Raw genomic sequence first — 24,955 nt, 5'->3', positions numbered from 1 at the left:
AATTCTCTACTTATCAATTTAAAAATAAAACTAATTTTATGAGATTGTTAGAGTAGTGCCTTATCTTCAATTATTTAATAATATACATTATTAAACTAATTAAATAAAACGATTACATTTTCTATATGATAATACATTTTCCCAATATTTTTAATTTTAAAAGTTTGATAAAATAATATTATTCATTAAAATTTGGAGGAAAATATGTCATTATTCATAACAGCTTTCGGAGGAAAACTTTTACTTTGCTTAGTCTTTACCTTAATCTGCTTCTTAATTGCATGGCCAGTCGGATTATATTTTCAATACAAGGATGCACAGAAAATGAAAGAAGTATTGCGTAACCAACCAATGAATCGACGCAATTACTGGCTTAAACAATTCTTAAAATTAGGTATATCAATTATAGTTTTATATTTTATATCATTTTTAATTGCACTTTATTTTGATATGCCATTTTCATCTACTGCACCATTTGTTGGTCTATTTGCTCTATTACTTATGCTTTTTATTAAATTTGCCCCACGAACAACTGGTGAAGCAACACCTGATATTGATGGATGGCATAAAACATCTGTAATCATCGATCCTGATGAATATTTCACTTCAACAGGAGCAACCATTATTTTTGGATCTTTTATATTTACAGCCTTTGAATTTATCAGCGTTCTATATTAAAATCTTTAGCAATTATTTTATATTTTCCCATAAGAAAAGCATTAATGATCACACTGATTATTAATGCTTTATTTTATTACCTTTTTTCATTTACATGGTTAGTTGTCGAAAATAAAAATGAAATAGAGTGAAGGGATTCTCAGGAATAAAGTTAAATATATTCAATTATCAAAGCTTTAGGAGGAGAAGAAATGTCAAATTGGAAGACTGCATTATTTGAGTTACAAAAAACAGATATGTCTTTTTCAACATTTAATGAAGTAAGAGGTGAAAACTTAGACTTTAATAATGTAAGCTTGGCGAATTCGAAATTTACAAATGCAAACATGAAGAACCTCGAATTAAATGACGTGAATTTATTCGGAACTCGAATTTCAGATGTTAATTTATCTAATACAAAAATAACAAATGGTAATTTAAGAGACTTAGTAATTGATCATGTTCATTTAGCTGGAACAAGCTTCCGCAATATTGTCATTCCCGAAGATCTAAATCTTGACGATCACTCTAATTCTATTAAATTTGAGAAATGCAATTTAACAAATAGTCAGTTCACGGACTGTGATTTAAGTCATGTCGAAATCAATAATTGCAATTTATCAGGATTGAAAATTAATGGCATTTTAATTGAGGATTTGTTAAAGAGTTATAGTCAGAGAAAATAATTTCTATCAAAAAAAGGATGTAGTCAATTCTATAAGCCCTTTTCTACTTACTCATGAACCCCTCATGAGTAACTAATACATATCAACGCTCAATAAAAAAAGAATCTTTAATCAGATTCTTTTTTCGTGTCTATTTTGGTAACTTGCGTTATTCTTAATGGTCGTCCAGTACAATATTTCTGTTTCCATTCCCTGTTAACTGTGCTTCGAACGCATCAATTATATGCAAAAATCGATCTGCTTCTCTAAATACATGGTCTGCTAGCAGTGGATGAATGATACTTTTAATTCTACAAGCTTCTATTAAGTCGCGAGCTGTTTTCTTAAAGTCTCTAAGCGATTTTACCGATACACGGTTTTCATCAAGGAATTGGTCAAGTATCGGAACTGTTTCCGATTGTGGTCTCATTGATTCTAAATCTACGGCTTGATATAAAAGTTGATCAAAATCATGGCTAAATTCCCTAGCTTGATCTACTAATTTTCTTTCTGACGGATCTAATAAATGTCCGATAAATTTTGCATGGTCTGCCATAATTCTTAAAAAGAAAACATTTTCCTGGATAATTGCAGCAGGTAGCGGTTGGAGTTGACCATTATTTAATTCAGTCAAGCGATTTGCAAAATAAGCCGCTTCCCTACTAGTATGATCAACTAATAAAGGAAAGTTATTTCCAGTTATTTTACAAGTAAGGAGTAAATTAAGGATTTTCCGCTTATAAGCCCAAATCATAGAAGCTGCTTGATGAACTTCACTATTAAACTGTTTAATTTGTTGAGGATCCGTTTGAAGCGAAAATGATTGGGCTTTATTTCCTATTGCTTCAAAAACTTGATAAAATTGATCTGCTTCTTGAATTAACTCGGTATCATCACAATTAAATCCTAATTTAAGAAATAGTGAATGCTCTTTCATGATCCTTGACCAAAACAGAATTTCATCTAAAGAACGTGCTATAAATGCATCCGACAATCGGATCCCTCCTAACATAATTCATATCACTTTCTAATATATTGATGAAAAAATAAATTATTACAGATACATCTTTATTAACTAGATTAGCTATTAGTCTACTAAAATTTAAAATTAGTTTATAAAAAAAGCATTACTTCAATAGAAGTAATGCTCACGCTGTTGAAAAACAACCTTGNNCTTTACTTAGAGTAACCCAATAGTTGTTTATTAATCAAATTGTAGGTCAATTAATATCGAACACTAATTAAACTAAAACTAAATCAATTGAATTTGTTTTTCTAAAAATTAGATCATAATTTTTTAACATCTGAAAAAAAAACATTTCTAGTGTTATTCGAATCATAAAATTACTCAAACATATTAACATTTAAAAACATTAAAAGATCATCCAAAAAAATGATAATTTCATCACTAATAAATGTTCATTTAAAGTCCGTTTTCCCTATTGACCATTTTATATTTCAACACTCTGAGCATTACTTCAATAGAAGTAATGCTAAATTATCTATTTAATCATAAATTTTGAAAAACATCTTGATCAACATATCGTTTCCCATCTAATTGACAAATGACAAGATTGATTTTAGTACTGTCTCTATTGTTCTGTCGTCGCCTTATTAACCCCTGCATAAAATGATCGCAAATTAATTAAATCCTGGGAAACTTGAGAGATCAGAATAATTAATCCATAAAAGTACAAAAGCAATAATACCTAATAATAATATTGCAAAAGTTTGTTTAAACGAATCCTTAACACGAATATGTGATATTATTCCACCTATTGCCACAACTCCTAATAATAAACCACCCGCTGGAACCCAACTTTCTTCCCAAAATCCAATAATTAATCCAACTGCTCCAACCAATTCTACTAATCCAGTAATTACTCTGAACCATTGTGCTAATTTCAAGTGATTAAAACTTTCAACACTCGTTTTTGAACCAAAAACTTTTCCTAAACCAGCAATTAAAAACATAAGAGCTAATAAAATTTGCAAGATAATTGATAAAATATCCATTTTTTTATCACCCCTTTACTAATATATATGCAATTGAAAAAAGCACATATTACTACAAAAGTAACTATTCAATCTAAAATTTTGATTAGAATGGTTACTAAAATCAGTAATAATGGTAAGAGAATTTTTAATTTGTTCTATTATTCTTCTTTTTTAGGCTCTGTTTAAATTTAAATATTGATTTTTGAACTAAAAAAGGTTGTCTAATTAGACAACCTTAGGAACCTTATTCAACTAATGCAGTGCGTTAGTTGCTTAAGGAAATTCAGTTTTTTTCTATTTTTAAATTAGAAAGAAAATTATACAATTACTTTAAATTGTTTCCATTCCACAGCTAAAAGTCCATATATTACATGGTCTACATAATGGTCATATAACCATTCTGCTTGTCTAATTATTCCTTCATGTCTAAATCCCATGCGTTCAGGAAGTGCTCTGCTTTTTTTATTTTCAACTGCTGCTTTAATCTGAATTCGATTTAGATCCAACTCTTCAAAACCATAATTTATTAATGTTCTGAGAGCTTTTGTCATTAAGCCTTTTCCTTGGTATTGCTTTCCTAACCAGTAACCTACTTCACCAATCTTGCTGGTTTTATCTATCACATTAAATCCAATTGATCCAGCTATTTGCCCTCTGTAAATAATGGCAAATGACTTTGGATATCCTTTATTTTCTACAAATTCTTTTAATCTCTTTTTTATATTTTGAGCCGTATCTTCTACACTTTCAATGTTATCGAGCCAACCTAACCATTCTTTCAAATAATTTTTTGAACTGATTGTTAGATTGTAAAATTCTTCAGCATCATCTATATTTAACATTCTTAACGAAACATCTTCATCTATCTTATGTAATAACATACTTTCCCCTCGCTAGTAAAAAAGTTTATTAACTATTTTACCAAAAATATCCATATATTTCATTCAACTTATTCAACTAATCTGCCATTTTGTTCAATAAAAAAGGACCGACAAATCGTCGATCACGTTGTTCAACTAATGCATGCGTTAGTTGCATTAGGTTATTTCTTTGGTCAACCAAAGTATTCAGTTTTCACACTCCAAAAGTCATCAAGATGATTCCACAATTTTAATGATTCAGAGTGTAAAAATCTCTTTATTCCATCACAGCTGCGTAACTGGAGGGTCTTTCTTATTATTTTAAATAGAAGTAAGGAATAGTATAAAAAAAGGTTGCTAATGTAACAAATAATAAAACAAAAATCCCATAAAAACTTATAGCATTTTGACCAAAAATATAAGTGAAGATGGGAAGGGAAAAAGTGCCAAGCCCAATAATTGTAGTGATTATTCCTACTCTTTTGGCAAGCTTCTCTTTATCACCCAAAAACGACTTTTCGTTAAAACCAATGAGTAAAAATAGCATTTTCTTTTTCCAAATCATATAAGCAAATGCAAAAATCACCAAAGCTGCTAATAAATATATTAAAATATGCACTTACATACCTCCATCTAATTCCTTCAAATTATTTGTTTTTTTCATGGTATTAATTTCCATTTGCATTATTATATTCCACTATAAATGATAGAAACCTTTTTTATTCACAAATGCTGCTAATTGCTTGCTTCAATAAAAAAAAGACCTTATTCTTATTCAACTAAACTGCCATTATGTTGAATAAGGGAATGAAAAAAGACCATAATTTGTGATCTTTACTTTTTCTTAAAACTACCATAATCAGACTATTTTATGATTCTTTATTAATTAAAAGACACTCATTGAGTGTCTTTTAAAATAGTTTAATAGCAACAATAGTTACGAATACAACCTATTAAAAAAATAATAGTAAACAATACAATATTAGCTGTCTTCTATTAGGGGATTATCTTTATTTTTAATCGTAATAATAGCCCTCAATATAAGTAAATTAAATAATCCGTTTAGAACATTTAATAGAATATTGAATATTATGCAATTGTAATATACTAGATTTTAATCTATTAATTCGTAGGAGGTGAATTTAACATGCCATTCACTACTGGTCCAATTGAAAATGTTGGAAACCAACCTAGCAATGCAACTAACGCTCGTGTTAAAATACTGAATCGTACTACGGGTCGACTTACTGGAGTAGTCAGATCTTTTAGACTTAACGGCACAAGAACATTAATTCAGCAACAAAGCTTTAATGTGGCACCTAATGCATCTACTTTTTTAACTCTAAGTTTAGTTCATCCTATTTTAGGACGAGCAGCTCAGTACGAAGTTGAAATTGCTCCCGATCAAAACGGTGGATTATTTTCAGTTTATGGAAGAACAGCTAACAATATAATTATTACTGCCCAACGAGTTTTGAATTCAGAATTAACACAGTTTCCTTAGTTAAAATCTAATAAATGTAAATTTAAAAGACACCCATTAGGTGTCTTTTAAAATAGTCTAATAGCAACAATACCTACGAAAATAGACTATTTTTTTAATCCATTCTCAAGTGGATAATGAAACTTATCAAATCTTCTTGACTTTTAACAGTATCTACTTTTTCATATAATTCCAACTTGAAATCACCTCTTAGTTTATAAGTTTCACTAAATAGTCAGGCTTTTCCTTCTTCAACTATACTGCCATTTAGTTACATAAGAATATCAACAATCTGCTTTAACAGAGCCTTTTTATAAAGAATCGATTTTAAAAAATACAATTTAGACAAAATAAAAAGCAGTGTTACCTGCTATATTATTTATTACTTATAATTCCTTATTTAGCTATTAAACTACATTTTAATCCTTAAAAAAATCAATTCGATTCATAACATCTTCAATTGTAAATTGCTTTAAATAATCTAAAGCCTGGCGTTCCGCTTCAAATAGTATTCTTTCTATTTCTAAATCTAGCTGTTCTGCAGCTTCACCACAGTCAACTGACATTTCTTGTTCTATGGGAACCTTATTAACGGCAGTATAGATTTCACCTAAGGTAATCGAATCAATCGCCTTTTTTAAAATATAACCACCTTCACGGCCACCTTTAGATTCTACAATACCTGCTGAGGATAAAGATTGCATTACTCTTCGCATGAATGTCGCATGAGAATCCACTTGCTCTGCAATCATTGCGCTTGATAACATTCCACCACTATTTGCCAACCAAACTATTGCATGAACTGCTATTTTAAAACGAGGTGGACCAATATTGACACCTCTATTTGCACTACTCATTGCTTTTCACTCCTAAAATTACTTGGTTGATTACTTATTAAGCAAATGATAGAACATTAAATTTTCATAGGCAATAGAATGGTTAGAAGAAACTTATTAACAATTTTTACCAATAATTATTCAGAAGTTTACTAATATATAGTAAATCTATTTTTTATTAGAGCCCAAAATGTTGCTTTGCTAATTCCTTATATCTCATTTCATCAATATCCTCTTTCGTGACTACACCGTTAATCCATTGTGTAAAAGAAGTATTCGTTAAAGTTTTATTCCCCTCATTTGTCAGTTGAGTCATTAAAGGGTTTTTATTAAATGGAGATTCCTCGTGCTCAGAAATAATTGTTTGAATCTCATTAAATTCGGACACATCCGAAATGACATCGCATGAATCAAATGCATATCCAATTCTCCAATCGGAATCTTTATGTTTTAGTTTTAACATCAATACATAATCCCCGAATTCTGTGTCTTCTTTTTTAATTCGAAACTCACCATTACTAGAAGTAATCATCTCACCGGATAAGGGAACTGCTTTTAAAGGAAGATTCGCTCCAAATCCTGTATCAATTAAATATGTTTCTTTATTTTGTATTAATAAGATTGTGACATGTGTTCTTCCAAAAGTAGGATATTTTTGAGCTATATTGTCATAAACAACTCCTCTTGCTAACTTCACGTTAAACCCATTTTCAAGAAGAAATAAATAAAGTAATGAATTCAATTCATAACAGAGACCACCTTCGTTTTTTACTAATAATTTACTAATTAAATTTTCTCGGTTGATCTCATTCGTTTTATTTCCTATAATACCAAGATTTTCAAAAGGTATATTTTTAGCCGTTTTTTCAAGAACGTCATTTAAATTATTAAAGTTAATCACTTCATTATCACGTAATCCGATTCTTTTTCGAAACAATAAACTAAGCTCGCTCATTAACGATTCCTCCTGTCACATCAACATTTTAATTAATCATTCCATTTAAGTTTATTAGCTAAAAAAATAAGCTGCAAAAGCAACTTCATGCCGTCAAAAATTTAGTTTGTCTCTTATAATCTTTTTTCAAAATAATATTGATTATACCCTTTTGGATGATTCTCAATTACTCCAAACACTTTAAAACCATGCTTCTTATAAAATTTTGGAGCTTGAAAACTAAAAGTATCTACTTTAATAAGGCGACATCGATTTTCGATTGCAAATTCTTCCATTTGATTGATTAGCTGACTACCAAAACCTTCATGTCTATATTCCTCTGACACCCATAAGAAATCTATAGATAAATGGTGCCAAAACATCCTTCCTGTAATTCCACCTACTATTTCCTCTTGATCATTTCGAACGACAAAGCTTATATTTTCAGACGGTGCTTTCCTCTCATCAGGAAGGTTTTTAGCATTAAATTCAATTAATTTCTTTCTAATAAAATCACTATCCTCTTGTACCCATTGTTTTACTATTTTCATTTTTATTTCTCCTACTATTATATTCGACTTATAGCATTTCTTAATTAATAGTACATTCTCTAAATAACGCTATTTTCCTTTTAAAATCATTCTTAACCAAGAATCTAACTGAATAAGTTATAAATAAAAAAACCTTCAATAATTAGAAGGTTTCAATTTAAATCTTATGGTATAATCTTCCAAAAGGAGTGAAATTAATATGCATAACGTGTTTTTTCCTCTATTTTCAATCCTACCGATCTTGTTTTACTTAGCACCTTTTGTTTTTATGGTTTGGTTTCTATTAAAATTCCTAAAAATTCAACAAGAGAAAAATCAAATTCTTAAAAGTATTTCAGATAAACTAGATCACTTTAATAACAATAATTCAGAAACCTGAAAGAGCGTATGTCTCTTTCTTTTTTTATTTTTTAGAGACTGGTATCCATATTTCGCTCTTAAAAGTAGGTGATGTGATGTCTTTCTGTTCATTCCACAATATTTCGGGACCTTCTACTTGATGGTAATTAGAAGATGGAAACCATTCTGAATAAATTCGTCCCCATACTTCTTGCAATGCATCTGGAAATTTTCCAATTGCTTCGAAAACTGCCCATGTAGATGCAGAAACTTCAAGTTGAATGAATTCTTTTGGACAGTCATTTGAAGTGGCAACACCAATATAATGATCAAGCTCTCCTTTTTCTTCCATTCTACCTTCAGAAAAATTTGTTGATGCACTTATTATGCCATTCGGTTCAACATTGGAGAGTGCTTTTAGTTTCGTTATTTTTTCCATCGTTAAAGTTTTCCACATCGATGCAATTTCCGGATTAACTCCATTAAAAATAATCGGAACTCTCTTTTTTATCCCTACGATTTGAAATGCTTCCTTTTCTTCAATACGATAATTCATTTCATTTCCCCCTTTAATTGATAATTGGAAGGTCATTCGTGGAAATGCTTTGAGCGATTTGCCGTTATTTCTAGCTTCTGACGGAGTAATTCCATGCAAGTTTTGAAAGGCTCTCGTAAAGGAATCCGGAGAATTGTATCCGTATTTTAAAGCAATATCAATTATTTTCTTGTTATGATCTTTAAGTTCAAATGCTGCAACGGTAAGACGGCGGCGACGTATATATTCTGAAAGAGAAATTCCAGCAAGAAACGAAAACATTCTTTTAAAGTGATACTCAGAACAAAAAGCCCGTCTAGAAAGCTCTTTATAGTCGATCTCACTTGTCAGATTTTCTTCAATATATACTAGTGCATCATTCATATTCTTTAACAAATCCATTTTATAACCTCCTTCTTCAATAGAATAACAGGAACGAAATTAACCAATCCGACATTTCTTGCTAAGTTATGTAGGGTACTATTATTAAAGGGAGCCACATTAAGTAGCTCCCAAAAATTATAACTTTCACATCGATAATTTAAAATCGTCTTTTACATTCAATTTCTTATTAACTTTAAGATAAACCAAAATTGCATTAAGTAGCAATAATGCACTTGTAACAAAAAATACGTATTTCACACCTAAATATGCTCCAATTTGCCCACCTAAAATGGAACCGACAAATACACCTAAATAGCCAGCTGACATATTAAATCCAAATACTCGACCGGTAATAGCATCTGGTGTAATTCGTCTAACTAACGTATTAACAGACGGGGTTAAGCCCGCTGTTGCCAAACCTAAAATAAATCGTAGTCCCATCAATTCCCAAGCGTTTTTTACAAATGCTTGGGGAATAACCATTAGACCTGAAACAATTAGTGCAACGAATATAACTTTATGTGGACCAATTCGATCTGAAATCTTACCTAACCTCGGAGCAGCAATAATGCTTGCCAATCCTGATGCTGAAAATGCCATACCCGCTAACAATGCAACATGTGTAGAATGAGCAGATAGCTGCGAAATGTAGACAGTAATAACTGGTTCAATCGAATAAAGCGCAATTGTTAAAACAAAAAAAGTAATGAACATTGTGATCATTAAGCTTTTATCCGGAATAATACTCCATATTTCCTTAAACTTAAGCACTTTTTTATCTTGGCGAGTAAATGATTCTTTTACAAATAATGCTGTTGTAACAAACGCAACCATCATAAGTCCACCTGTTACAAAAAACACATTTTGTAAGCCTACAGTCTCTCCAATATAACCACCAATCATCGGACCAAGTAATGAACCTGCTATACTTGCAGTTGAAAGTGTACCTAATGCCGATCCCGCATGCTCTTTATCTGTTTGCGTTGCGATTAAAGTTGTACAAGCTGTACCGTAACCGGTAATGACACCTTGTAAAAGTCTTAAACCAATTAAAATATAGACATTATGTGCGAAACCCATACAAAAAATAATAATTGACATACCAAGACTTGCTCTTAGCAGCATTGGTTTTCGTCCAAACTTATCCGCTGCCAAACCCCAAATAGGAGAAAAAATGGCTGAAATAATAAAAGTTACCCCAAAAGCAATCCCTGAAAATTGACTAATTAATGCAGAATTATGAACACCAAGTTTATCAATATACAGGGGTAATACTGGACCAAGTTGGCTCATCCCAATACTTGTTACAAACATTCCAAACCAACAAACAATCAAATTTCTCTTCCACAATAACATGATTTCCCCCTCCTTTTTGATAAAAATAAAATCAATATAAAAAAGTCTCGAGAATGAGACAAATAAAAAATAACAATAAGTTTTAATATACACATAACACTAAACTATATTTTATAGTTTGTAAATTATATTATATAGTTTACTAATTATCATCAGAAGTGTTAAACTATTTTCAGTAATATAGTCTCTCTTTAAAAATACTTTGTATTTAGGTATTGTATCTTTAAGGACATAAGTTGATTGGTAGTGGAAATCAGCCTAAATATTCTTAAAAAAACAATTTACTTAAACATGAGACGGGAGCAAAAAAATGGTTCAAAAAAGAAATTTAACAAAAGAAAAAATTATTGAAGTGGCTTTTTCATTGGCTAATGAAATCGGACTTAATCAAGTTACTTTTCCAAAAATTGCAGAGAAGCTGGATATTAAATATCCATCTTTATATAACCATTTTGCGAATATGGACGATTTAAAATTGAAAATGACGATTTCACTTTTAAATAAATTAAATTCGACTTTAATGCAACGATTAGTCGGTAAAAGTGGTGAACAAGCGATTAGAGAAATTGCTTATGTATACCGTGATTTTGCATTTGATAATAGAACTGGTTATGGACTTTTTATGAATATCCCGAGTACGGAAAATGATGATGTTAAACGACTTGCTAGGGAAACAACTGGAATTATTCATCAAATTCTAAAGTTTTATATTACGGACCCTACTTTATTAATTCACCAAGGCCGGGCATTAAGAAGCATTTTACACGGATTTGTCTCGATGAATTTCCTTGGATATTTCCAACATCCTGTAAATGTAGATGACAGCTTTGACGTTATGATTGATGACTTTATTTCTTCTGTTTCAAAAACTCAAAAAGTAGAATAAGTTTGTAGCAAAAAAAAAAGTGAACACTAAACTAGGCAACTTTCTTTAGATGTCTAGTTTAGTGCTCACATAAAACAAAGGGAGGTGTGGTAAAGGCAATAAATGCTTTTACCATTTGAATGAAAATAGCTAAAGGCATTGAAACAATTGAATTAGAAATGAACTTTACAGGACAGGTAAATATTATTAACCCAACATTACTTTGGGATGAACAAGAAGTGATCTTAGTAGATACAGGAATGCCAGGGCAAACTGGGGAAATTCGTGAAGCGATAGAAAAAGCGGGATTGGAGTTTAACAAGCTGTCTAAAATCATTCTTACACATCAAGACATTGATCATATCGGGAGCCTTGCTGAGCTTTTAAAAACTGCTGACCAAGAAATTGAAGTGCTATCACATAAAGAAGACAAGCCATATATTGAAGGTGATAAAGCTTTAATTAAAGTAAATCCTGAACGAATTGCAAAAATGATTGAATCTGTCCCTGAAGAAATAGGAAAAAAAATAAAAGCAATCTATGATACACCACTAAATGCTAAAGTTAATACAACTTTATCTGACGAAGAAGTTTTACCATATGCTGGTGGAATCACTGTGATCTTTACACCTGGCCATACTCCTGGTCACATTTGTTTATATCATCAAAAAAGCAAGACATTAATTGCAGGTGATGCAGTTGTCGCAGCTGATGGCGTAATTATGGGTCCAAATCCAAATGCTACACCTGATATGGAAACAGCTCTTTTATCCATTAAACAATTAACAAAATATGATATTGAAACAATCATTTGTTACCATGGTGGAGTTGTAAATGAAAATGTAAATGAACAGCTTTTAGCATTGGCTAATAATCATTAATTTATTGTAGTAAATTTGGGCACCAAATAAGGTGCCCTTTTTATTTGTTTATTGAGTTTGTTTTTTACCATTTATAAATGAACATAAAATCAATACAACTAACATTCCTAAGCAAACAAAAATACTTAATCTATTCTCTTCACTGAATGCAAATGCTACACAGCTCACACCTAATGCAATTACTGTAAATGATGTTACGTATGGAAATCCCCATACTTTATAGTGTGGCATCTTAGTATAAGTTTTACGAAGTTTTAATTGTGCTAAACAAATGCTGATCCATACTAATGAAACAGTAAATCCAGGAATCGCCATTAAATAACCGAATACACGATCTGGAGAAAAATAAGCAACAAATGTGCCTCCAATTAAAATTATTGCACTTACAATAACAGTATAAATTGGTACACCATTTTTAGAAATTTTTGCAAAAGCCTTTGGAGCTTCACCTTCAGTTGCTAACGAATACATCATACGTGTACAGCCGTAAATACCTGAATTTGCAGCAGATAATACCGCCGTAATTAATACAAAGTTCATTATATGAGCTGAACCTTGAAAACCTACTGTCGATAAAACTTGAACAAATGGACTTTCCTGGTTACCAATTTCATTCCATGGAATTAATCCGCAAATAATCAGAATTGGAAGGGTGTAGAATAAAACAATTCTCCAAATTACCCCTTTTATAACTTTTGGTATTACTTTTTCTGCGTCTTTTGTTTCTGTTAACGTCAATCCAATTAGCTCTGAACCACCGTAAGAAAAGATGACTATTAATAAAGCAGAAAATACTCCTGACCAACCATGTGGGAAAAATCCCTTATGCTGAACATAATTTTGTACATAATCGCTATGATCACTTGGAATAATTCCAAATAAAATTCCAGCGCCTAACGCAATAAATAAAACAATCATTGTAATTTTAATTCCTGCAAACCAGAATTCTATTTCACCATATCGTTTCACATTCATAAAATTAACAGCCACAATAAAAATTGCACTAATTAAACTTAAAGACCATAACGACATTGAAGGAAACCAATATTGTAGAAAACTACCGGCTGCGATTACTTCAATAACACAAACAACTAACCACATAAAACAGTACAACCAACCAATTACGAAAGACACTCTTGTACCAAACGCTTTACGAATAAATCCTTTCATATTCAAACCTGGAAACGCAATAGCCATTTCCGCAATCGCACTCATCACAACAAGAAGTAATAATCCAGCAAACAAATATGAAAAAATAACTGCTGGTCCTGCAATCGATACAGTTTCTGATGTTCCTTTAAAAATACCTGTGCCAATTGCTCCACCGAGTGCCATGAAACGGATATGTCTTGGTAGTAAATTTTTTTGTAATTCCATTTTCTATCTCCTCTTTCTAGCTTGTAATTTTATAAAAAAAAATCGCCCCTGCCACTAACGACAGGGACGATTTTCACCGTGGTACCACCCTAATTGCAGAATTAAATCTGCCACTTGTTTTATTTAACGATCGATGACCGTCTTTTTCAAAGTAAATGTCGACCTTTACTTCGAAAAAGAAGCTCCAGGATTGTAATTCATGCTTGTTTTTGTACTGATTCACACCATCCACCAGCTCTCTTAAACAGTGAAACAAACATTACTGTATTCCCTTCATTGCATTTTCTATATTCAGTTTTAAACTAATAAAAAAGTCCCTACTGATTGTATCAGTAGGGACGAATTATTCGCGGTACCACCCTAGTTGCAGAAATATTCTGCCTCTTAAGAATTTGATAACGATCAAATTTGACCGTTTTTCCCTCAGTAAAGATTAAACTTTACTTCGAAAAAAATAGCTCCAGGACCGAAATTCATCCTTATCTTTGTACTGATTTCCACCAACCATCAGCTCTCTATTACATTGAGATAAGTACTACTTAAATTCCCTTCATTGCTTAAAACTATATTAATCTAACATTAGTAGCTTGTTTCTTTTTTTAATATGTTTTGTATTATAGGGGTTATTTCATAATTCTGTCAACATCTTTTTATACCATTTTGTTCAACAACTTTACAAAATGCTAGTTTAAATAGTTTGTAAGCTAAGAAATTAATATAATATAATTAAGAAAAATGGAGGGAATCAAATCATGCTAAACATACGAAATGTAAGATTGGAAGATTTAACTGAACTGGTAGAAATTGAACATCTTTGTTTTTCAAAAGAAGAGGCAGCAACAAAACAGGCATTCGAAAAACGCATTAAATTAATTCCCGATAGTTTTTTTGTAGCTGAGGAAAATGGTAAATTAGTTGGTTTAGTAAACGGTCCTGTTATAAATGAGACTTTCATTACAGATGATTTATTTATCGAAATTAAAAAAAATCCATCTACTGGTGGCCATCAAAGTATCCTAGGCATAGCAGTTGCTCCACAAAACCAAAATAAAGGGATCGCATCAAAATTGCTTTCTCATATCGAAAAAGTTTCAAAAGAAAATAAACGTGATTCAATAACTCTTACATGTAAAGAAAATTTAATTCATTTTTATGAAAACCATGACTTCATCAATAACGGTATTTCTAGCTCAACACATGGTGGAGTAAAATGGTATAACATGATTAAAAAACTGTAATAAGGCTATTACTTTATTACAGTTTTTTTTGATATTTATAAAGACATTATGACTCAATTTTATACTGCAAAATAATATGAAAACTACGAACTATTCTTAAAATCGTTAGTTTTATTGTGTTTTGTTCAATAATAAAATTCGATTGATTACAATTTAGTTAATACTTCATTTACATTTGCCCACTCATAAATAAGTAAATTCAATTCAGTTCCTGAAAATGTAATCTTATCTGATTTCAATAACTCAGCACCATAATATTCATAGAAAAAGCGCGTTTTATTGTCTTCTAAAACCTCAACGAATACCCGATTATACCCCCATTTTTGAAACTGAAGGAATAATTGTTTCATTAATTGCTTACCTACTCCTTTACCTTGATGTTCCTCAAGAAGATAAATAGATGTTAAGTCACCAGAGTGATCGACTTGATTCCTCTCTCTTTTTCCACAATCTGCAAAGCCTATAATTTCCCCGTCATTATTTTCAGCAACAACTACATAATCCCCATCTTTTGAAAGATTATGATTCCACAATTTTTCTCTCTGTTCATATGACAACTTCTCTAAAAACTCGTTAGGAATTATATTTCGATAAGTAGTTTTCCAACTATCAACGTGAACTTTAGCGATGCCTTTTGCATCTGACATTGTAGCTTTCCTTATAATCAAATCTTCCACCTCGCATCACTCTTTTTTAAAAATATATATACTTTCAAAGTGACGAAAAGTCCTTCAATTTTTCTTGAATTTTCCTTGTAGTGACATAAAAAGTAGTTAATTTCCTAATTAAACTAATTAAATTGCGAATCTCTATTTTTAATTGTGATTCTCTATTCTTAACAAAAAAAAAAAGCACCTCCACTGGTGCTCTTTACGATCTTTTCCGATTATACTTCTCAAAAGAAATCGTCTGAACCTCATATTTCTTTCCGTTCCAATCATAAAAAAGCTTCAAATTTCCAATCGCTCCTCCGCCATTATTTGAAATCATTACGACAGCATCGGCAACTAGTTTTTTCTTCTCAACAATATAGTCCACTGGTACGTGGGTATATACACTATCGTCAGAAGACGTATCTTTAAACCCTAACGATTTCAAATTAACTTTATAAGTTTTTTGTTTAGTTGTTATGGTTACTATATCCCCTTTTTTCTCCATTTCTACAAGACGTTTAACGGCTTCAGGCACCGATTCAATTGGCACTTCCTTATATTCTTCACTTTTGTCTTCGTTAGTACTAATTTGCATTAAATGAATCGGATCATTGAAATTATCCAATACGATAATAGCCTCATTTTGTTTATCTTTATTTAAATCTTCACTAAACATTTTCGTTCCATACTTCCCACTTTTCCATGTTGGAAAGTGATATAAAAATCCTTCATTTCCAATTTGAACATCAAAATTCCGGTATTCTTTCCCATCTATTCGGTCAGCGATTAAATAGATATTTTCCTGCCACACATCACTTGGGATCCCATTCATCACTACTCGTTCCGCTTGTCGCGCACTTACGGATGAACAAGTAAAAAATGTAAAAGTACTGATTAAAACAATGATTAAACCTCGGTTCATCGAGACACCACCTTTACCAATTAAAGTGTCCTAATATGGAAAATATAACCTTAAGCTATAGGATTTACCTATTCATCTTCTCCACAAAAAAAAAGAGAGTCGCATAAAGCAACTCTCTGTAAATTAAGAATTTATTCCAGCTGTATTTGCCTGTTCCTGCACTATTTCACCTTTAATTCTTCTTTCTAATGCAGGGGTAATTCGAACAAATATTAGAATACCGATTACACCTAAACTTGTTAAAAAGAATGATGTCGCGAAATTCGATAAGTATGCACTTAGTGAAACAGTTATTGAGCAGATAAACATCGCTAGATTAAATGTTAAACCTGCAACTGCCATATAGGAACTCCTTGTTTCGTCAGCTGGTAAATTAGCCATATAGTTTTGTTGAACTGGTACTCTTAATACTTCCGCAACTGTTGCTATGAACATTGCTATAAATAATAGCCAAATAGAGTTACTATATGAAATCACTGCATATCCACCAACAAAAGCAATACAACTCCAAATTAACGTTTTTCGATCATCCAATTTCCCTACAATTTTAGAAGCGAAAAGTGCCATTACGACTACTAGTATCGTATTTTCTGTACGTAGGAAACCATTCATCTCGATTCCACCAAATGTCCAGTTCAATAAATGTTGTGTGTGGAAATCATTCGCTAAACGAATACTTATATAATTTGTTAATTGGAATTCCATTGAAAGCACTAGCAAACCTGCCAGTACATAAAGAATAAAGAGCTTATCTTGAAAAACGTCACGATAATTTGAAATCATTTTTTGCGCATGATGAGCAATCGTCTTTGTTTCCGTCTTTTCAGTAACTAAACTTTCTTCAACAAAGAACGTAATTAAGACCCATGTAACAAGTGAAGCAATCGATAGTGCTAATAATAGTTCAAATAAATATGATTTAAATAAAAATCCTCCAAGCATGCCACCAATTGCAATTGATAAATTGTTCGACCAGTACATGATTGAGTACATTAACTTTCGTTCCTCTGGCTTACTCACATCTATTAACATTGCCTGATTAGCTGGCCCTGCTAGCCCCCAACAAATACTATTTAAAGTCATCATAAAGAATGTAATCAGAGGTGATGAAAACCAAGGTGAATTACAAAGCATCATCGTAATAAACGCGATTAACCGAATAGTTTCTGCAAACACCATCGTTTTTTTTCGGCCAAACTGATCCGAAAAATATCCGCCAAAAAAGTTCATAATAATGCCTATAAATACATTTACAAGCAAAAGTAATCCTGCTTGTTTTACCCCAAAATGCTTAGATAAATAAATCGCCATAAATGGAAAAACCATACTTCCAATTGACGAACTTAAGAACGATTCAAGCAATCTAATTTTTATATTTTTGTGAAAACTAAGTATCCCCATGCTCTTACAACCTCTCTTTATCTATTGAATCCCCTTCGCTTTAAACTTGTACCAGATACTTCAATTATTTGCATGAAAATTCCCCCTTTTTAAATTTTTCACATAATTAGCATAGCAGTTATTACCGAATATGCCAATATGCAAGCCTAATACTTTTTCCCTATATAAATGAGAAAAATTGGAATGCCTAAGCAAACCAATTTGACTTGTTTTAAAAACCTGTATAAGTATTGTTTTGTAATGATCCTAGTTCATATAAGATAGCAGCCTCACTATTTTCACCACATTTCTTTCCCTTAGTGCAATCGAAGTAAAATAGTAAGATTCCTGATTCTTTCACATACTGCCCAACAAAATTTTGTATCTATTTTAACTATACATTTTAGTAAAAAATAACTAAATTTATTTATCGTGAATACTACTTATTGAAACGAATCTCTAATTAGACTATTATCTAATTAGATAAATATAAAAGTAGGTGTATATTAAGTGCAATTAAGTAAAATTGTAGATTTCCATAAAGCTTTAGGTGATCTTACTCGTGTACGCATTATTGCTTTACTTCAGCAAGGTCATTTAAGTGGGCAAGAAATTGCCAGTAAATTAAATCTTAAACCCCCAACAATTACACATCATATGTCAAAGCTTAGAGAGGTTGGTCTGATTAAAGAGCGCCGAGATAAAAATACAATCTATTTCTCTCTAAATACAAAAATTTTAGAAATGAATGCCAAAGCAATTTTTACAGTAGGAACAGGAGGAGATTCCAATATGGAAATGTCAGTTACTGAAAGTGAACGTTCAAGTATTATCAATAATTTCTTTACTAAGGAAGGCAAACTTAAAATTTATCCTGCACAGCGAAAGAAAAAGCTTGTCGTTTTAGCGCATATGATTAAAGGCTTAGAATTTGGTAGAGTTTATCAAGAAAAAGAAATCAATGAATATTTGAAGGAGTTTCATGAAGATTACGCTACTTTGAGACGAGAGCTCATTATGTGTCAATACATGTATCGCGAAAATAATCAGTATGAATTAAATCCAGTTGAATTATGGTGGTTAAAATAAATAGGTAAAAAAGAAGAGAAAAAGTAGCATTTAGGTAAAATAAAATCTATGAACAGAACCTAAAAAAGAAAAAGAGATACTTTAAAATATCTCTTTTTTTAAATAATTATTTACTTGGATTTGTAGAAATATATTTCTTAACTACTTCCATTACATACCCCTGACAAGCATCAGCTGTAGTTGGATCATATTTACCGCCATTTGTTTTATTGTTTGATAATACGCGAATTCCTAAGAAAGCTACATTATATGCTTGAGAGATTTGAGCTGCAGCTGCGCCTTCCATTTCTTCTACTGAAGTTCCGTATTTAGTATGGAACCATTTAATGCGATCAACTTCATTGTTCCAAACGTCTGCAGATCCGATTGTACCTTCTACAACCTTACCTTTAGTATATTTGTTTTTCACTGCATTTGCAGCTGCTAATAAATCTTTATTTCCTTCATAAAAACGTGGTTTTTCAGCATTTGGATCTTCACCTGCACTACCTTCTGAAGCCATTAAGTCCATTGGTTTCCACTGAGTTGCATCAATGCCTTGGTTTTCGTCTTTCGTTTCTGTTTTTAAAGAACCAATATTCGTTGTATTTTTACCTAATACGATATCAAAAACATTTAAATTTGCATCATGGCCACCAGATGTACCTTGGTTAATAATTGCGATTGGTTTATATTTTTCAATTGCAATCGCTGTAGCAGCAGCAGTGTTTTCCATACCTTTACCTGTTTTTGCTACAATAACTGGATAATTATCTAAAGTACCTTTGTAAAATACGAAACTACCTGATTTTTCAACTTTTACATTTTTTAGCTGACTTGCAAACTTTTCAGCCTCAATTGGCATTGGTCCTTCAATAATAATTGGTTTAAGATGTTTAGTTTTCGCTTCTGCCGTGTTCGATTTAAAGTTATAACCTACAGATACAGAGATTAATAGTGTAGAAATGATTCCTAATAAACCGTATTTTTTTAACAATGTCTTTTCCCCCTTGATGATGATCACACTCGATGTTTTAGTCAAAAAAAATGGTCTAGAAAAAGTAGAACAATCTCTACCTTCTAGACCTACGAAAGTTAAAGTATAGATCAGCAATAAATAAAATTTAATGCTAACCATCATGATTGGTTACAAAAAATGAAACCAATTATACTTTAACCCGTAGTCTAGTTCTTATTGGGAACCAGGTAGAAACGCTCAGACCATATTACTGAGCATATACGAGTAATGTTTATGAATGATTACACTGCTAATATATCAAACTTGAAATATATTTTCAATATAAAACATGAACTTTTTTTATAAAATATATAACAATGTTCGTATTTTAAGAGGGTTATTAGATTTAACTTATGTAAAACAATGGTACTGTTGTTTTTTTCTGAAACAACCGAAATAAAATTTCATTTTTTAGAATTCAAATTTTATTGGTCTTAAAAATAGTTCCTCTAAAGTGTCTTTCGCATTTTTATGTTCATACATAATTTCAAACAATGCGTTACAAATTGGTAGCTCAACATTATACTGATCAGAAAGTTCCTTTAAAGCCTTAATTGTAGAAACCCCTTCCGCTAATTTATCGAACGGTTTGCCTTCAACAAATGCCTGTCCAAACTTTCGATTATGACTATGCGCTGAAAAGAGTGTTGCCTCATAGTCTCCTAAATGACCTAAACCGTAAATTGTTAGATCATTTCCACCCATCGCTCTTATTAAACGAGAAATTTCTCTAGTACCCCTAGCCATCAATGAGCCTTTTAAACTACTATAATTCAATCCATCTAGCATTCCTGCAGCTATTCCCATGACATTTTTTGTTGCAGCTCCAATTTCATTACCAATTAAATCTTGGCCGTAATAAAATCGTATTAACTCGCTGTTAAATGCTTTAGCAATCTGTTTTGTTACTTCAATATTCTCCGAACCAATAACCATGCAATTTGGTATATTTCTTACAAAATCCTGTACATGGCCAGGTCCTACCCAAACCGCTACATTGCTATTTTTCCCAACCTCTTCACAAAAGACTTGTGTAAGCCTTTTTCCAGTAGTAGATTCTATGCCTTTCATACAGAGGATAAAAGTTTTACCTTGTATTTCATTATATTGACTTAAGCGGTTTGCAAATGTTCTTAGCTCTTGGGAACTAATTGATATAATAATAACTTCTGCAAATGATAATGCACCTTCTAAAGAGCTCGTTAACTCAATTTCATCTGGTAGACTTAAATAGTCATTTTTTCTTGTCTGATTTAAGCCTATAAAATTTCTAGAGCTTTCTCTTCCCCATAAAATTACATCGTGGCCAACTCGATTAGCGTACCAAGCTAAAAAAGTTCCCCATCTACCGCATCCTAAGACAGATACATTCATATATTACTCTTCCTTCCAAAATTTATTATCGAGTAACTCGACTAAACAAAAAAACAAATAAGAAGTCTAATTAGGTAACCTATTAGACTTCTTCGAATTGCTGAAAAATTAGTTTATCAATTAGACTCTTAATTAAAGTCGGTTGTTACTGGAGCCTGTTATGAGGAACCTTTTTTCTTCTATTTGCTTTTTTACTTCCTCATGAACCGCTCATGAGGAACTTATTTCCATCTTCTTGCTTCTTTACTTCCTCATGAGGAACTTATTTTCTTCCTTTTGCTTTTTTACTTCCTCATGAACCACTCATGAGGAACTTATTTCCATCTTCTTGCTTCTTTACTTCCTCATGAACTCCTCATGAGGAACTTATTTTCTTCTTTTCGCTTTTTTACTTCCTCATGAACCCCTTATGAGGAACTTATTTTCATTTTCTTGCTTCTTTACTTCCTTATAAACCACTCATGAGGAACTTATTTTCATTTTCTTGCTTCTTTACTTCCTCATAAACCACTCATGAGGAACCTACCTTCTTCTTTTTGCTTCTTTACTTCCTCATAAACCACTCATGAGGAACCTACCTTCTTCTTTTTGCTTTTTTACTTCCTCATAAACCGCTCATGAGGAACCTTTTTTCACCTTCTCGCTTTTAATGAGTTTTCGATTACAAAGTCCAATTAATAAGTAATCCTGCATGAGTTAATCCACCACCAAATCCATACAATAAAACCTTATCTCCATATTTAAGTTTTCCTTCTTTTACTCCCTTAACTAAAGATAATGGAATCGTTGCTGATGATGTATTTCCGCAATCTACTAAGCTATTTAATGTTTTATCGATTGGAAATTCACTTCTTTCGCAGATTGATTCAATCATTCTTAAATTTGCACTATGTGGAACAAACCAATCGACTTCATTTAATAAAGTGGATCCATTATTTAATACAGCTTGCATTCCTTTGGGTACTGTCGTAACTGCCCACTTGTATACCTCGCGTCCATTTTGAATGATATTATTGTTATTAATTATCTCTTCACCAAACATTTGATTTGATAAATTTGAACAATATAAATGTTTCCCTTTTTCACCCTCTGATCCTAAGTATGAGGAAATGAAGCTAGGTTGTTCTTCATCATACTCTACTAAAGCTGCACCAGCGCCATCGCCAAATAAAATGCAAGTAGTGCGATCTTCATAATCGGTTATTTTAGATAAGGTTTCTGCTCCAACTACTAATATTTTTCGATTTAGTCCGGATGTTATTAATCCATTTGCCATATACAAACCGTAAGTAAAACCTGCGCAAGCAGCATTTAAATCAATTGCCCCAGCATTTTTTATCCCAAGCTTTGCTTGGATAATTGAAGCAACACTTGGGGTTTTGAAGTCTGGTGTTAAAGTACAAACGATAATCATATCAACATCTTCAACAGACTTATTGTATTTTCCCATCAAATCTTTTATTGCCTTAAAGCTTAAGTCGCTTGTATGTTCATTTCCATTTGCAATTCTTCTCTCTTTTATGCCAGTTCGCTTTACAATCCATTCATCATTTGTTTCAACTATTTTTTCTAACTCCTTATTTGTTAATACTTTTTCTGGTACATATGAACCTATTGCAGTGATACGTGCTTTCGAATTTTGCATTCTGGTCACCTCAGTCATATTTTTTAATATCTTTCCAATATTATATCACCAGATATTAACACTAGGTACTAATTTTATTTTAAATTTTTTTCATTCTTTTAATTTAGGGGGTTAATTAGTTGGGGATTAAACTAAATAAAGTTGCTACAACAGCAACTTTACTTAAAAAATATTACAATTCTAGTGTCATAAAAACACTACTTGGGTCATCTTTATAAGCAGCAAAAGGCTTACAATACTTAAAACCAAAGAGTTCATATAGTTTTTTTGCTGGATCGAATGCCTCCATTGAACCTGTTTCCAAACTTATTCGCTTGTAGCCTCTACTTTTCGCCTCTTCGATGATGTGTTGGAGCATCCGCCTTGCCACACCTTTTCTTAAATGAGCTGAAGAAGTTCTCATTGATTTTACTTCTCCATGCAAAGGATCAAGTTCTTTTAGAGCCCCACATCCAACTAATTCACTATGTTCCCATACACTCCAAAACGTAATTTCCGGTTTCTTTAATCCTTCAAGATTTAAAGCATGTATGCTTTCAAGTGGAGAATGCTGTGTCATACCTTGTAGATGCTCACTAATTAGCTTAGCAACTTCAGTTCCAGTTAAATCATCAACTTTAATTTCCATGCCATGACCACCTCATTCCTCTTTTTTATGATTGCATTCATTATACTAAATTTTTTTCAAACTCCTGACTAGATTATTTATCTAAACCCTTAATAAAATAGAATTTTATGGAAAAAATAATTATCTAGAAGAAAAATTAGAAGTCAAAAGAAGGAATTCAAATGAATCGTAAATTAAATATAAGTGGTTTTCAATTCTTTTGCATGATTTTTATATTTGGGGTTGGTGCTTCACCACCAATCGAAATATTTACTAGGGCTAAACAAGATGGATGGATTAGTTTATTAGTCGGACTTTTTGTAGCTTGTTTACTATTTACTGTGTATATTAAGTTATATTCGTTATTTCCTGATTTACCCTTAACAAAATATATTCAAATTATTTTAGGGAAATATGTTGGGAAAATAATAGCATTATTTTACATTTTATATTTTCTTTATATTGCTGCACGGACTTTACGTGATTTTGAGGATTTATTAACAATCACTTTGTATAATGCTTCTTCTCTAATTTCAATTGGATTAATCATGATGTTATTAATCATGTATGCAATTTCTAAAGGACTAGAAACATTCGCTCGATCATGTGAATTTATATTTATCATGATCATGTTTCTTGTTGTTATATTTATAGGGTTTGAAATCATTTCAAATTTGATAAAAATGGATAATTTAAGACCCGTTTTAGAAAACGGATGGAAACCAATTTTTAAGGCTTTTCCCATTTTTTTAACAGTACCTTTTGGTGAGATTCTGACATTTACAATGATTATGCCACAATTAAATAAACAAGATTTAGCAATAAAGGTAGGAATACCGGCCTTTTTATTTTCGGGAATTATATTAACCTTATTTACAGTATTAAATACAGCAATATTAGGAGCATCCACTATTGAAAGAACGACCTACCCTCTTTTAACATCCGTTAGTTATATTAATATTGCCGATTTCATTCAAAGATTGGACACTTTCATTGTTGTAATTTCAGTATGCAATTCCTTTGTAAAAATTACAATTTACCTTTATTGTGCAGTAGCTGGAGCTGCAGATTTATTTAATGTAAAGAAAAGCGACCAGTTGGTCTATCCTATAGGCATAATTACTGTTGTTACTTCAATATGGGTGGCTTCAAGCTTTCTTGAGCATCATAAAGAGGGGACCGATTTAGTCCCGTATTTACTTCACATTCCACTTCAAATAATTATTCCAGTTAGTTTATTACTAGTTCTCCTTTTCCAAGGGAAACTAAAAAGTAATAAAGAAGACTTGAATTACAATTAACGAATAAATAGACATAACAAAAAGGCTT

24 protein-coding genes, 1 pseudogene, 1 riboswitch and 2 other annotated features are annotated in these 24,955 nt (G+C 31.5%); of the genes and pseudogenes, 8 read left to right on the top strand and 17 right to left on the bottom strand.

The window, feature by feature from the left end; genetic code table 11:
- The first annotated feature begins 204 nt into the window (after positions 1-204).
- Together ABEY15_RS12235 and ABEY15_RS12230 are read left to right on the top strand one after the other, a co-directional pair.
- On the top strand, positions 205-678 hold the full coding sequence (locus tag ABEY15_RS12235; protein WP_429890347.1) for a hypothetical protein: 474 nt from the start codon (positions 205-207) through the stop codon (positions 676-678).
- Between the two features lie 191 nt (positions 679-869).
- Positions 870-1,343, top strand: a complete 474-nt coding sequence (locus ABEY15_RS12230; protein WP_429890346.1) for a pentapeptide repeat-containing protein — start codon at positions 870-872, stop codon at positions 1,341-1,343.
- 154 nt (positions 1,344-1,497) lie between these two features.
- Here the strand turns inward: ABEY15_RS12230 and ABEY15_RS12225 are convergent, their stop codons facing one another.
- From ABEY15_RS12225 to ABEY15_RS12210, 4 genes are all read right to left on the bottom strand, one after another.
- Positions 1,498-2,316, bottom strand: a complete 819-nt coding sequence (locus tag ABEY15_RS12225; RefSeq protein ID WP_429890344.1) for a DUF2935 domain-containing protein — start codon at positions 2,314-2,316, stop codon at positions 1,498-1,500.
- A 647-nt stretch (positions 2,317-2,963) separates the two neighbouring features.
- Positions 2,964-3,338 carry a DoxX family protein gene (locus ABEY15_RS12220; protein WP_429890343.1) on the bottom strand — a complete coding sequence of 125 codons (375 nt, stop codon included), beginning with the start codon at positions 3,336-3,338 and terminating at the stop codon, positions 2,964-2,966.
- Between the two features lie 299 nt (positions 3,339-3,637).
- A complete protein-coding gene (locus tag ABEY15_RS12215) occupies positions 3,638-4,201 on the bottom strand; it encodes a GNAT family N-acetyltransferase (RefSeq protein WP_429890342.1) in 564 nt (187 codons plus the stop codon).
- 295 nt (positions 4,202-4,496) lie between these two features.
- A complete protein-coding gene (locus ABEY15_RS12210; protein WP_335490830.1) occupies positions 4,497-4,799 on the bottom strand; it encodes a DUF3784 domain-containing protein in 303 nt (100 codons plus the stop codon).
- A gap of 528 nt (positions 4,800-5,327) precedes the next feature.
- Here ABEY15_RS12210 and ABEY15_RS12205 point away from each other — a divergent pair.
- Entirely contained in the window at positions 5,328-5,684 is a 357-nt protein-coding gene (locus tag ABEY15_RS12205) for an ATPase (RefSeq protein WP_429890341.1), read from the top strand.
- A gap of 398 nt (positions 5,685-6,082) precedes the next feature.
- On the opposite strand, the gene ABEY15_RS12200 is transcribed toward ABEY15_RS12205, so the two are convergent.
- From ABEY15_RS12200 to ABEY15_RS12180, 5 genes are all read right to left on the bottom strand, one after another.
- The gene (locus ABEY15_RS12200) at positions 6,083-6,520 is read right to left on the bottom strand and encodes an RrF2 family transcriptional regulator (RefSeq protein WP_429890340.1); all 438 of its coding nucleotides are present in this window, start codon (positions 6,518-6,520) and stop codon (positions 6,083-6,085) included.
- Positions 6,521-6,677: 157 nt separating this feature from the next.
- A complete protein-coding gene (locus tag ABEY15_RS12195; protein ID WP_429890339.1) occupies positions 6,678-7,454 on the bottom strand; it encodes an arylamine N-acetyltransferase family protein in 777 nt (258 codons plus the stop codon).
- Positions 7,455-7,567: 113 nt separating this feature from the next.
- Positions 7,568-7,984, bottom strand: coding sequence for a GNAT family N-acetyltransferase (locus tag ABEY15_RS12190; RefSeq protein ID WP_429890338.1), 417 nt, complete (start codon positions 7,982-7,984; stop codon positions 7,568-7,570).
- A 403-nt stretch (positions 7,985-8,387) separates the two neighbouring features.
- Positions 8,388-9,260, bottom strand: coding sequence for an AraC family transcriptional regulator (locus tag ABEY15_RS12185; protein WP_429890337.1), 873 nt, complete (start codon positions 9,258-9,260; stop codon positions 8,388-8,390).
- A gap of 126 nt (positions 9,261-9,386) precedes the next feature.
- A complete protein-coding gene (locus tag ABEY15_RS12180) occupies positions 9,387-10,598 on the bottom strand; it encodes a multidrug efflux MFS transporter (protein ID WP_429890336.1) in 1,212 nt (403 codons plus the stop codon).
- A 310-nt stretch (positions 10,599-10,908) separates the two neighbouring features.
- On the opposite strand from ABEY15_RS12180, the gene ABEY15_RS12175 reads away from it, so the two are divergent.
- Together ABEY15_RS12175 and ABEY15_RS12170 are read left to right on the top strand one after the other, a co-directional pair.
- Entirely contained in the window at positions 10,909-11,484 is a 576-nt protein-coding gene (locus ABEY15_RS12175) for a TetR/AcrR family transcriptional regulator (RefSeq protein WP_069034668.1), read from the top strand.
- Between the two features lie 119 nt (positions 11,485-11,603).
- Complete coding sequence (locus ABEY15_RS12170) at positions 11,604-12,344, top strand: MBL fold metallo-hydrolase (RefSeq protein ID WP_429890335.1); 741 nt, start codon at positions 11,604-11,606, stop codon at positions 12,342-12,344.
- Positions 12,345-12,392: 48 nt separating this feature from the next.
- On the opposite strand, the gene ABEY15_RS12165 is transcribed toward ABEY15_RS12170, so the two are convergent.
- Positions 12,393-13,721 (bottom strand): amino acid permease, encoded by a 1,329-nt coding sequence (locus tag ABEY15_RS12165; RefSeq protein ID WP_429890334.1) that lies wholly within the window; start codon positions 13,719-13,721, stop codon positions 12,393-12,395.
- Between the two features lie 59 nt (positions 13,722-13,780).
- Positions 13,781-14,007: a binding site (T-box leader), on the bottom strand.
- A gap of 45 nt (positions 14,008-14,052) precedes the next feature.
- Positions 14,053-14,284 (bottom strand) — a binding site (T-box leader).
- Between the two features lie 189 nt (positions 14,285-14,473).
- Between ABEY15_RS12165 and ABEY15_RS12160 the strand changes: the two genes are divergently transcribed.
- Positions 14,474-14,959, top strand: a complete 486-nt coding sequence (locus tag ABEY15_RS12160) for a GNAT family N-acetyltransferase (protein WP_429890333.1) — start codon at positions 14,474-14,476, stop codon at positions 14,957-14,959.
- A 146-nt stretch (positions 14,960-15,105) separates the two neighbouring features.
- Here the strand turns inward: ABEY15_RS12160 and ABEY15_RS12155 are convergent, their stop codons facing one another.
- The 3 genes from ABEY15_RS12155 to ABEY15_RS12145 all read right to left on the bottom strand — a co-directional run bounded on the left by ABEY15_RS12155 (position 15,106) and on the right by ABEY15_RS12145 (position 17,935).
- Positions 15,106-15,627 (bottom strand): N-acetyltransferase family protein, encoded by a 522-nt coding sequence (locus ABEY15_RS12155; RefSeq protein ID WP_429890332.1) that lies wholly within the window; start codon positions 15,625-15,627, stop codon positions 15,106-15,108.
- A gap of 202 nt (positions 15,628-15,829) precedes the next feature.
- Positions 15,830-16,534: a hypothetical protein gene (locus ABEY15_RS12150; protein ID WP_429890331.1), complete on the bottom strand. Its 705-nt coding sequence runs from the start codon at positions 16,532-16,534 to the stop codon at positions 15,830-15,832.
- 123 nt (positions 16,535-16,657) lie between these two features.
- Complete coding sequence (locus ABEY15_RS12145) at positions 16,658-17,935, bottom strand: MDR family MFS transporter (protein ID WP_429890330.1); 1,278 nt, start codon at positions 17,933-17,935, stop codon at positions 16,658-16,660.
- 489 nt (positions 17,936-18,424) lie between these two features.
- On the opposite strand from ABEY15_RS12145, the gene ABEY15_RS12140 reads away from it, so the two are divergent.
- Positions 18,425-19,003: a metalloregulator ArsR/SmtB family transcription factor gene (locus tag ABEY15_RS12140; protein WP_429890329.1), complete on the top strand. Its 579-nt coding sequence runs from the start codon at positions 18,425-18,427 to the stop codon at positions 19,001-19,003.
- Positions 19,004-19,109: 106 nt separating this feature from the next.
- Here the strand turns inward: ABEY15_RS12140 and ABEY15_RS12135 are convergent.
- The 4 genes and pseudogenes from ABEY15_RS12135 to ABEY15_RS12120 all read right to left on the bottom strand — a co-directional run.
- Positions 19,110-19,868 (bottom strand): annotated as a pseudogene (locus ABEY15_RS12135) (5'-methylthioadenosine/S-adenosylhomocysteine nucleosidase); the annotation flags it as partial.
- Between the two features lie 275 nt (positions 19,869-20,143).
- Positions 20,144-20,245: riboswitch (purine riboswitch) on the bottom strand.
- Between the two features lie 166 nt (positions 20,246-20,411).
- Positions 20,412-21,374: an NAD(P)H-dependent glycerol-3-phosphate dehydrogenase gene (locus ABEY15_RS12130; RefSeq protein ID WP_429890328.1), complete on the bottom strand. Its 963-nt coding sequence runs from the start codon at positions 21,372-21,374 to the stop codon at positions 20,412-20,414.
- Between the two features lie 661 nt (positions 21,375-22,035).
- Positions 22,036-23,019 carry a ketoacyl-ACP synthase III gene (locus ABEY15_RS12125; protein WP_429890327.1) on the bottom strand — a complete coding sequence of 328 codons (984 nt, stop codon included), beginning with the start codon at positions 23,017-23,019 and terminating at the stop codon, positions 22,036-22,038.
- Positions 23,020-23,191: 172 nt separating this feature from the next.
- On the bottom strand, positions 23,192-23,647 hold the full coding sequence (locus ABEY15_RS12120; protein WP_429890326.1) for a GNAT family N-acetyltransferase: 456 nt from the start codon (positions 23,645-23,647) through the stop codon (positions 23,192-23,194).
- A 161-nt stretch (positions 23,648-23,808) separates the two neighbouring features.
- Here ABEY15_RS12120 and ABEY15_RS12115 point away from each other — a divergent pair, with 161 nt between their 5' ends.
- Positions 23,809-24,927, top strand: coding sequence for a GerAB/ArcD/ProY family transporter (locus ABEY15_RS12115; protein ID WP_429890325.1), 1,119 nt, complete (start codon positions 23,809-23,811; stop codon positions 24,925-24,927).
- Positions 24,928-24,955 lie beyond the last annotated feature (28 nt).

The organism is Gottfriedia acidiceleris (genome assembly GCF_050457485.1).
Taxonomy (GTDB): domain Bacteria; phylum Bacillota; class Bacilli; order Bacillales; family Bacillaceae_G; genus Gottfriedia; species Gottfriedia acidiceleris_D.
Note: the sequence above shows the minus strand (reverse complement) of the source record. Positions and strands in the feature narration are given on the sequence as shown.